Below are 8720 nucleotides of genomic sequence, written 5' to 3'. Positions count from 1 at the left end.
GATTTACTCGCACAACAACTACTGGCTTTAGCGACTGGCACTGATTTTACAACAGCGGCACTCATTGGCTGCATCACTGATGCATTAGCAGCAGGCTTCATCGTCATCGCTGTTGTAGTTGCGGTATTAGTTGCTGTATTAGTAGCAGCATCGTCTTTAACTTCGCTGACGACCTTACCATCGTCATCATCACGACCGACTAATAAACCCGCCACAATGGCGCTGGTGATCGCCGCTATCGGACGCACAATGGCCATAAATGGCCCTAACAACACATAAGATACCGTAACCGAATCCACCCCAGTTTCAGGCGTTGATACTAAAAATGAGGTTGTAGCCGCTTTTGATGCGCCAGAGCGACGCAAACCCACTGCAGCAGGAATAACCCCGCAAGAACATAAAGGTAACGGCGCGCCAATCACAGCTGCTTTAACTACTGTTTTTAAGCCGTGACCACCAAGTTGTTTTTGCATCCATGCCATGGGCACAAAGACTTTCAACAAACCGGCCAACACTAAGCCTAATAATAGCCACGGAGCGGATTCTAAAAATAACTCTAAAAAATTGCTTAATAACATAATATGCTCCTAACCTTGAGGCTGCTTTGCTGTATGACGTTGCTGCTCAGCTTTTGGATTTAATTCTTTATCTGTTGACTCTAATGCTTCTAAAATTGAGCAATGTTCAGCGCTTTCAGGGCCGCCGCAACAGGCCGCTGATAATTTGCCCAATGAGTTAGCAAAATTGGCGAGCTCGGCCATCTTGTCTTGTACTTGTTTAAGCTTTGAGTCCACCAGCCCTTTTACATCGGCACATGCCCAGTTGGATTTATCTAATTCAATGGATAACAACTCGGCAATGTCATTCAAACTAAAGCCCACCGCTTTGGCGCGAATAATAAAACCTAACTTGGCAGTATCATCCTCATTATAAAGTCGATAGCCCGCATCAGAGCGGCTAGAGGGCGCTAATAAACCGTGTTTTTCATAAAACCGCAGCGTGTCAGCTTTAACATTAAACAGCGCCGCGACTTCACCTATTCGATACATAAATTCACCATGAGTAAGATAAACATTCTGATGCAATACACAGATAATCATTACGAGTATAAGTATTACTATAAACCTTAGAGTTAAATCCAAGGTCAAGGCTTTTATAGAATAAAATTTTGTGAGTAACTTTGTTCTTATTTCAATATTGTGAAATCGCGCAGAAAAAACACCCTATATGGTGCTTTTGCGATAAAATGCGCGCGCCCTGTCTATAGGCAGCAACCCCCTAACAAGTAAAAACATTAAGGGAATTTTGCAAAGCAGAGCCATGTCGATGTCTGCTCTGTTTTGCCAAACTTCCTTAAAATAAATAGTGGACACTGTACCTACATGAATACTGTCAGACCTATTCGTCGCGCACTGCTAAGTGTATCTGATAAAACTGGAATGCTTGAGTTTGCTAAAGCACTTCACGAGCAAGGCGTAGAACTACTTTCTACAGGCGGAACAGCCAAGTTACTTGCTGACAATAATATTCCTGTCACTGAAGTATCTGACTATACCGGTCACCCTGAAATCATGGATGGTCGTGTTAAAACATTGCATCCAAAAGTACACGGCGGCATCTTAGCCCGTCGCGGTATTGATGAAATCGTAATGGAACAAAATGCCATTAAACCCATCGATTTAGTTGCGGTTAACCTTTACCCATTTGCTTCTACTGTGGCAAAAGAAGGTTGTACGTTAGCTGACGCCGTTGAGAACATCGATATCGGTGGCCCGACCATGGTACGTTCTACTGCGAAAAACCATAAAGACACCACTATTGTTGTTAACGCCAGTGACTACGATCGCGTGATTACAGAGATGCAAGCAAACAACGGCAGCACCACCTTAGAAACACGTTTTGATTTAGCCATTGCCGCATTCGAACACACTGCCGCTTACGACGGTATGATTGCTAACTACTTCGGCACTATGGTGCCTGCACACAGTAAAGATGAGTGCCACGAAGATTCTAGCTTCTCACGCACGTTCAATACTCAGCTGATCAAAAAACAAGATTTACGCTACGGCGAAAACAGCCATCAAAAAGCGGCTTTCTATGTTGATAGCAACATTGATGAAGCATCGGTTGCAAGTGCAACACAATTGCAAGGTAAAGCCCTGTCATACAACAACATTGCAGATACTGATGCTGCGCTAGAGTGTGTGAAAGAATTTGAAGGCCCAGCTTGTGTCATCGTAAAACATGCTAACCCTTGTGGTGTGGCCTTAGGTAACACGATCCTTGAAGCTTACGATCGCGCATTCAAAACTGACCCAACATCAGCTTTTGGTGGCATCATCGCCTTTAACCAAGAATTAGATGCTGACACCGCGAAAGCCATTGTTGATCGTCAATTTGTTGAAGTGATCATTGCCCCTAAAGTTAGTGCAGCAGCACGCGACATCGTTGCCGCTAAAGCCAACGTGCGATTACTCGAATGTGGTCAGTGGAATACTAAAACCACTACTCAAGATTTCAAACGTGTTAACGGCGGCTTATTAGTTCAAGACCGCGACCAAGGCATGGTTGATGTGGCTGACGTTAAAGTGGTATCAAAAGTGCAACCAACCGCCGAGCAGCTAACTGACTTAATGTTCTGCTGGAAAGTGGCTAAGTTCGTTAAATCTAACGCGATTGTTTACGCAAAAGATGGCATGACTATCGGCGTCGGCGCAGGCCAAATGAGCCGCGTTTACTCAGCAAAAGTTGCAGGCATTAAAGCGGCAGACGAAGGTTTAGTGGTTGAAGGGTCAGTGATGGCATCAGATGCCTTCTTCCCATTCCGTGACGGTATCGATGCAGCAGCTGCGGCTGGTATCAGCTGCATCATTCAGCCAGGCGGTTCAATCCGTGATGAAGAAATCATTGCAGCGGCAGATGAGCACGGCATTGCCATGGTATTTACTGGCATGCGTCACTTCCGTCACTAAAACGCCAACACCAATGACTTAACTTAAGTCATTGGTGTTTTATAATTTAGTTTTTATCATATTAGAGCCAGCCATTGTTTCAAGTTCAATGAAAGTAAGCGCAGCTTATAAGCATAAGTGAGCATGCTTGAAGCAGAAATTGAGACCATGGACTTTTTAAGCATATTAGAGCAAGCCATTGTTTCAAGTTCAATGAAAACACGCGGAGCTTATAAGCATAAGTGAGCATGTTTGAAGCAGAAATTGAGACCATGGCGCAGCTATAAGAGGATTAAAAGATGCAAGTATTTGTTATTGGTGGCGGCGGACGCGAACATGCGTTAGCTTGGAAAGCAGCACAATCAGCTCAAGTTGAAACAGTTTTTGTTGCACCAGGTAATGCTGGTACAGCCTTAGAGCCAAAACTAGAAAACATCGACATTAAGGTTGAAGCAATTTCAGAGCTGGTTAAATTTGCTCAAGATAATAAAATTGAACTCACCATTGTTGGCCCAGAAGTACCATTAGCACTTGGCGTAGTGGATGCCTTTAACGAAGCAGGTTTGCCTATCTTTGGTCCAACTCAAGGCGCTGCACAGCTTGAGTCTTCAAAAGCCTTCACTAAAGACTTTTTAGCACGTCATAACATCCCAACAGCTGACTACTCAAACTTCACTGAAATTGAAGCAGCAAAAGCTTACTCAGTTGAGTTAACCAACAAAACAGGTTTCCCTGTGGTGATTAAAGCTGACGGCTTAGCAGCGGGTAAAGGCGTGATTATCGCGGCAGACCAAGCTGAAGCTGACGCAGCAATCGAAGACATGCTAGCAGGTAACAAGTTTGGTGAAGCAGGTTCACGGGTTGTTATCGAAGAATTTTTAAAAGGTGAAGAAGCCAGCTTTATCGTAATGGTAGATGGTAAAAACATTTTAGCAATGGCCACCAGCCAAGACCATAAAGCCCGTGATAACGGCGATAACGGCCCTAACACTGGCGGCATGGGTGCATATTCACCTGCACCAGTAGTGACCCAAGTTGTTCACGACTGGACCATTGCTAATGTTATCCGCCCAACGGTCGACGGCATGGCAGCAGAAGGCAATGTTTACACCGGCTTCTTATACGCAGGCTTAATGATTTCTCCAGATGGCAGCGCAAAAGTACTTGAGTACAACTGCCGCTTTGGCGACCCAGAAACGCAGCCAATCATGATGCGTCTGCAATCAGACTTAGTTGAGCTTTGTCTAGCCGCTACCCGGGGTGAGTTAGATAAAGTGACTGCTGAATTTGATTCACGCGCAGCAGTCGGTGTTGTACTTGCAGCAGGCGGATACCCAGATGCTTACCGTAAAGCTGACGTGATTGACGGTTTATCATTAGGTGATAACAACGCCAAAGTATTCCACGCTGGCACCGCCATGAAAGACGGCTATGTTGTCACTGCAGGCGGCCGCGTTTTATGTGCCACAGCACTAGGTAACACTGTGACAGAAGCACAAGCTAGCGCATACAAGCTAGTCGATGCTATCCACTGGGATGACGTCTACTTCCGCACTGATATTGCCTACCGCGCTATCGCACGTGAGCAAGATAAAGGTTAATTTTTTTAGCCTAATGCTGAATTAAAAAAATCCCTGTGATGGCAACTAATGCCAAAAGTCACAGGGATTTTTGTTTTAGCGTTCAAAATTCAATTCCATTAAAGTATTAGGAGCTTATTAAACTATTTATCTTCCTTTACTAAAGGCACCGCCGAGTGTTTGCTTAAATTCAAAATCAACACCCCAACCAGTATGGCAATAACAATCGAGATTAAACGGGTAAATTCAGACGACAGTGAATCTGCCGCTTGGTGCTTAATGATTTGATACGTTAATACGATAAAATTAGTAAACAATAACTGGTAAATACTAAAGCGACATTGTCGACGAATGCCAAAGCAAGCTAACTGCAGCCCGCAAAATAACGTCACCCCAATTAACATCCAAGTTGAAACCCCAAAGGCAAACAGTAGCATCACAGGTAAGGTAAATAAGATCCCAGTGGCGGTGGTGACAATTTTATTCTGGCTATAAATACGATGATCATTCGAGATAGGAATTTTAATCAAACTGCCAATGGTGATGGCAATCAGCATGGTTTGCGTACTGCCAATACTGATAAGTACCACCAGCGTAATACACATGGCGGTGGCTTTAAACATGATAAGCCCAATATTAGTTTGCGCCCCTTCTTTAACGGTTTCATCCATTAAAATATCTTGCTCATCACCTGGGAATAATAAAAAACTGATGTAGGTGATAACGATGGCAATTAAAAAGGCTTCAAACATCAACCAAGGTAACACGTCCACTGGCGCACCCATTTGGAAATTCATCACTGTCATGATAATCACCACCATTAAGGCTAAGGTGGCAAGCATATCTTTAGGATCGTGATGACTGCGGTAAAAGCACCAAAAAAATAATCCCCAGCAAAATAGCGCATAACCTGTGGGAGTGTCTTTTAACACCCCAGCAAGAAACACCAATATAAAGCTAAGAAAGAATAATATGATAAGCAGTTTAAGTAACATACTCATAGGCGGTTTTGATGGCATGATGGTTAAAAATATCACCACAAACATCGGCGCTAAAATAGGCATAGCCGCCCCAGAGTATTGCAAATAAAACAGCAAAAAGACCGGGAAAAATACCAGCCTGATGATCGGATTCACCGCATTACGAAACATAGGTCCACACGCTCACAACTCGGATCCAAATTTTAGCTAACCATTCGCCAAAGCTGCTTTGCTCTGTAAAAAAGGCAACGGTAGCTTGGGAGCCATAACGAATGTTTTGCGGTATATCATCGTTTTCAAAAACAATGTTAACCGGATAACGCTGGGCATTTAACGAAGTGGTATCTGCGGTTAAAAAGCCTGTTGCTTGGTCAATATTATTACTGCCACCAGTCCCCCAACCTATGCTATCGACTTTGCCATTCAACACCCTCCCTGGCAGTGCATCGAGCACAATTTCAACTCGTTGCCCCTCACGAATATGCTCTAGGGAGTTTTCTCTAACCAGTGCTGAAATCCAAATACCGCGGGGATCAATAAAGGTCAGCATCGGCGTGCCAACCGTGGCTCTTTGCCCTAGAGTAAGTTGTAAATTGGTCACGACACCTTGTGAAGGCGCAATCACTTCGGTGCGCTGTAAGTCTAGCTGCGCTTGCTCAAGGTTGGCCATGGATGCCAATAACTGCGGGTTATTTTCACCCTGTGGGCCTAAATTTTGTTTGGCTTGTACTAATGAGGCTTCTGCGGCGTTATAACTGGCTTGGCTTCTATCTCGTGACTCAATGGCATTATCTAAGTCAGATTGGCTTAATACGCCTTTTTCCGCTAACTCGCTAATCCTAACCGCTTGCTCTTTGGCATTATTGCGGGCTGCTAATGCATCAATGACTTTAGCTTGAGCAACTTCAACCGCGGCGGTATTTGCGCCAATACTTTGCCCTGTTAAAGCAAGGTTGGCTTGGGCTGATTGTAAGGCAATTTGATAGTTTCGTGGGTCGATTTTAAACAGCACCTCACCCGCCTCTACCACTTGGTTATTTTTGACATTAACATCGGTGATATTACCCGCGACCTGACTAGCGACTCTCACTAAATAGGAATGAACTCTAGCATCGCCAGTCATCGGAGTGACCCGATCGGCCCATAGGCTATATATCCACACAAACAGGATCACACCAATGATATAAAAACTTAACTTACGAGATGATTTTTCCGCTGAGGACATGATATTAACTCTCTAACTGATGATGAAATAGTGATGAAATAGTGCTGAAACTGAACTCTAAGCTCTCAATAATACAGTCTAGGATATAAGCAAAAATACACATACAAGTATTTGTAAGAATGATAAAAATTTATTCATACAAAGACTATTTATTCAAACAAAGGCTAAGGTTTCGATAATAACTACATTATAAATTTTACATAGTTATTCACTTTTACTAGCCTAAGTGATTAGCTATTTTACTGAGTTAACTTAATAGTCACAATCGCCTCATCAGCTCCAAAGAGCCACATTTTTTATCACTGCTGGTCATTGCCATAAAACATCGACTTACCCCTTAGACCTATGGCAGGATGTCAGCCTGTCACAAGTTAATAACAAATAATACTGACAGCGCAACAGCCAGCATAAATATAAAAATCTCATCACACCCCAAAAAAATAATAATAGAGATCACTCAATGTCTGATAAGCAAAAGCTAAACAAACACAAACAGTCCAGTTTGCTCGATGCCCTTGCACCCGTCTTCGCCCTCATAGCAATGCTTGGCACAGCGGTTTATCTTTTTTCTTCCGATAGCTCATCTGGTGCCAACCAAATCGCGCTGATCCTCGCGGCCTGTATCGCCATTTTAATTGGCTATAAAAATGGCTATAGCTGGAATGAAATGGAACGCGGCATCATTAAAAGTATTGGTGTTGCCACTGGCGCCTTGTTAATTCTATTTACCGTGGGCTCGCTGATTGGCACTTGGATTTTGGCAGGCACGGTGCCGACAATGATTTATTACGGCATGCAGATTTTGCACCCTCAATATTTTTATGCCGCTAGCTGTATTTTATGTGCCGTGGTCGCGATCAGTATTGGTAGCTCTTGGACTGTGGCGGGTACCCTAGGTATTGCCTTAATTGGTATAGCTTCCGCTATGGGATTAGATATTAATATCACCGCAGGTGCGATTATTAGTGGCGCCTATTTTGGCGATAAAATGTCACCGCTTTCAGATACTACTAATCTCGCCCCCGCTGTTGCTGGCGCTGATATTTTTAGCCACATCAAATATATGACTTGGACTACCGTCCCCAGCATTATCATTGCGCTAATTGTCTTCACTGTTTTAGGGCTATCAGCCGATGTTGCTAGCTTCAATTCAGATCTTGATAGCACCCTGTTACTGCTGGAAGAAACTTACCAACCTGGCCTGCATCTGCTTATTCCTTTATTAGTGGTGTTATTTTTTGCTAACAAAAAAATGCCAGCCTTTCCTACCGTAATTCTAGGGACGATTGCTGGGGCTATTTGTGCGGCGATTTTCCAATTTGATAATGTGGTCAGCTACGTTAATGAGGACAACTTATTACCGATAGTAGCACTCATTAAAGGTATTTGGATTGCGATGTTTGATGGTTATGTGGCCACCACAGGTGACACGGTTTTAGATAACTTATTAAGCCGCGGCGGCATGAGCAGCATGGTCACCACGGTTTGGTTAATCCTCTGCGCCATGACATTTGGCGGCGTGATGGAAGTGACAGGATCATTATCGCGCTTACTGGAAAGTATCTTAAGTTTAGTGACGGGGACTAGCAGCTTAATTATCACCACTTTGGGAGTTTGTATCGGCGCAAATATTATTACTGCCGATCAATATATTGCCATTGTACTGCCCGGTAGAATGCTAAAAATTGAATATCAAAAACGCAAGTTGGCGCCAGTTAATCTAAGCCGTACTCTAGAAGATTCAGCTACAGTAACTAGCCCACTTATCCCGTGGAATACCTGCGGCGCTTTCATGGCCAGTACCTTAGGCGTAGCAACCATTGCTTATTTGCCTTATGCAATCTTTAACCTAGTTTGCCCATTCATCAGTGCATCCTATGCGTATTTCAATATCAAAATACAACCGCTAGATGAATCACTGCAACTCACAGAAGGTTTATAAATTTCAAAAATACGGACTTAGCCTGCTGCTATATAAGTGACT

Annotated in this window: 7 protein-coding genes; 3 read left to right on the top strand and 4 right to left on the bottom strand. The window is 43.6% G+C overall.

Translation table 11 applies throughout. The annotated features are described in order from the left end of the window. Both AB4140_RS12090 and zntR read right to left on the bottom strand, forming a co-directional pair. The coding region (locus AB4140_RS12090) for a permease (RefSeq protein WP_372001073.1) at positions 1–578 on the bottom strand (578 nt) is incomplete at its 3' end. Between the two features lie 9 nt (positions 579–587). Next, positions 588–1049 carry a Zn(2+)-responsive transcriptional regulator gene (zntR, locus tag AB4140_RS12085; RefSeq protein ID WP_102436938.1) on the bottom strand — a complete coding sequence of 154 codons (462 nt, stop codon included), beginning with the start codon at positions 1047–1049 and terminating at the stop codon, positions 588–590. A 333-nt stretch (positions 1050–1382) separates the two neighbouring features. Between zntR and purH the strand changes: the two genes are divergently transcribed. Both purH and purD read left to right on the top strand, forming a co-directional pair. Continuing rightward, positions 1383–2972 carry a bifunctional phosphoribosylaminoimidazolecarboxamide formyltransferase/IMP cyclohydrolase gene (purH, locus tag AB4140_RS12080; protein WP_372001071.1) on the top strand — a complete coding sequence of 530 codons (1590 nt, stop codon included), beginning with the start codon at positions 1383–1385 and terminating at the stop codon, positions 2970–2972. Positions 2973–3250: 278 nt separating this feature from the next. Beyond that, a complete protein-coding gene (gene purD / locus AB4140_RS12075; protein ID WP_372001070.1) occupies positions 3251–4552 on the top strand; it encodes a phosphoribosylamine--glycine ligase in 1302 nt (433 codons plus the stop codon). Positions 4553–4674: 122 nt separating this feature from the next. On the opposite strand, the gene AB4140_RS12070 is transcribed toward purD, so the two are convergent. Both AB4140_RS12070 and AB4140_RS12065 read right to left on the bottom strand, forming a co-directional pair. Further along, a complete protein-coding gene (locus AB4140_RS12070) occupies positions 4675–5682 on the bottom strand; it encodes a DUF2955 domain-containing protein (protein WP_102436944.1) in 1008 nt (335 codons plus the stop codon). Further along, a complete protein-coding gene (locus AB4140_RS12065; protein ID WP_372001068.1) occupies positions 5672–6736 on the bottom strand; it encodes an HlyD family secretion protein in 1065 nt (354 codons plus the stop codon). Before AB4140_RS12065 ends, AB4140_RS12070 begins: the two co-directional genes overlap by 11 nt. A 460-nt stretch (positions 6737–7196) precedes the next feature. On the opposite strand from AB4140_RS12065, the gene nhaC reads away from it, so the two are divergent. Continuing rightward, positions 7197–8678 (top strand): Na+/H+ antiporter NhaC, encoded by a 1482-nt coding sequence (nhaC, locus tag AB4140_RS12060; RefSeq protein ID WP_372001066.1) that lies wholly within the window; start codon positions 7197–7199, stop codon positions 8676–8678. The last annotated feature ends 42 nt before the right edge of the window (positions 8679–8720 follow it).

Origin of the sequence: Shewanella sp. 10N.286.51.B2, assembly GCF_041469265.1 — a bacterium.
GTDB lineage: Bacteria > Pseudomonadota > Gammaproteobacteria > Enterobacterales > Shewanellaceae > Shewanella.
This window is presented reverse-complemented; position numbering and strand designations above follow the sequence as displayed.

Coding starts and splice junctions, on each gene's coding strand:
- nhaC (WP_372001066.1), top strand. CDS start 7,197: ATGTCTGATAAGCAAAAGCTAAACAAACACAAACAGTCCAGTTTGCTC.
- AB4140_RS12070 (WP_102436944.1), bottom strand. CDS start 5,682: ATGTTTCGTAATGCGGTGAATCCGATCATCAGGCTGGTATTTTTCCCG.
- zntR (WP_102436938.1), bottom strand. CDS start 1,049: ATGTATCGAATAGGTGAAGTCGCGGCGCTGTTTAATGTTAAAGCTGAC.
- AB4140_RS12065 (WP_372001068.1), bottom strand. CDS start 6,736: ATGTCCTCAGCGGAAAAATCATCTCGTAAGTTAAGTTTTTATATCATT.
- purH (WP_372001071.1), top strand. CDS start 1,383: ATGAATACTGTCAGACCTATTCGTCGCGCACTGCTAAGTGTATCTGAT.
- purD (WP_372001070.1), top strand. CDS start 3,251: ATGCAAGTATTTGTTATTGGTGGCGGCGGACGCGAACATGCGTTAGCT.